The 1,236-nt window shown below is 36.2% G+C and carries 1 protein-coding gene; it reads left to right on the forward strand.

The features are described 5' to 3' along the window. Positions 1-1,236, forward strand: a 1,236-nt coding sequence (locus tag ABD909_RS05050) for an N-6 DNA methylase (protein ID WP_345096886.1), incomplete at both ends; no start/stop codon positions are given.

A 1,236-nucleotide genomic window follows, 5' to 3' on the forward strand; every position in this document is an offset into this window, starting at 1 on the left:
ATATCATTTTACCGGTTATCATTCCTTCACACCTAGAAGCCAAAAAAGCTTTACGGAATAATAAGAAGTACCATGTTGTTTGGCAAGTTTTGCATGCTTTACATTCCCATGATGAAAGGCTGGCTCGAACCATTAATCAAATGTCGCTAGGGCAAGATAGCAGTCATACGATTGAGATTATAGAGGTCAAGCGTGCCGATGAATTAAAAGAACTCACCACAACAGTTGATGGGGTTTCGATACAATCAAAAGCAGAAAGTTCTGTACACACTATTGGAACAGCAGCAAACAAATTCAAATCGACATATGGAGGAGGACAAAGAGAATTACCCCTTCCTTCTGAATTTGTTGATTTTATCAAAGCCATTTTTCTGGATAGTTTTAAAATCACGGATTATTGGGAAAATTGGGCTGGCAATGTTGCTGAGATTGCACAAAACCATATCACCCGTCTTAAAGATATGCTTGTGGATGAAAAGAGTGAAACTTATCTTGCCTTTAATACCTTTCATAAAGAATTACAAAACAACGTAAACAGTGAAATCAAACAAGAAGAAGCTGTTGAGATGTTAGCACAACATCTTGTAACGCGTCCCGTGTTTGCATCCTTGTTTGATGGTAATAAATTTGTACAAAACAATGCTATTTCTCAAGCAATGGATAAAATACTCACTGAACTCGATAAAACAAATATTGAAAAAGAAGCACAAGATCTAGAAAAATTTTATAAAAGTATCACGTTCTGTACAGCAGGGATTACCGAACCCCAAGCAAAACAGAAACTTATTATCAAGCTTTACGAAAGTTTTTTTGCCAAGGCATTTAAGAAAACCACCGATAGGCTTGGCATTGTTTATACCCCCGTTGAGGTTGTTGATTTTATCATTCACTCTGTTGATGATGTTTTACGCAATGAATTTGGAAAAAGCTTGGGGGCACGTGGTGTTTCTATTCTAGACCCTTTCACAGGTACTGGTACCTTTATCACACGGCTTTTACAATCAAATCTCATCAAACCAGAAGATATGGAATATAAATACCGTCATGATATCCATGCTAATGAGATTGTCTTGTTGGCTTATTACATAGCAGCGATTAACATTGAATCGACCTATCATAGTCTTATGAAGGGAGATTATATTCCATTTAAGCATATTGGCTTAACCGATACGTTTCGGATGCTTGAAGAGAAAAATCTGCTACAAAAATTATTTAAAGAAAACAGTGAATATTTAG

It is taken from the genome of Bartonella acomydis (genome assembly GCF_039543025.1).
Taxonomy (GTDB): domain Bacteria; phylum Pseudomonadota; class Alphaproteobacteria; order Rhizobiales; family Rhizobiaceae; genus Bartonella; species Bartonella acomydis.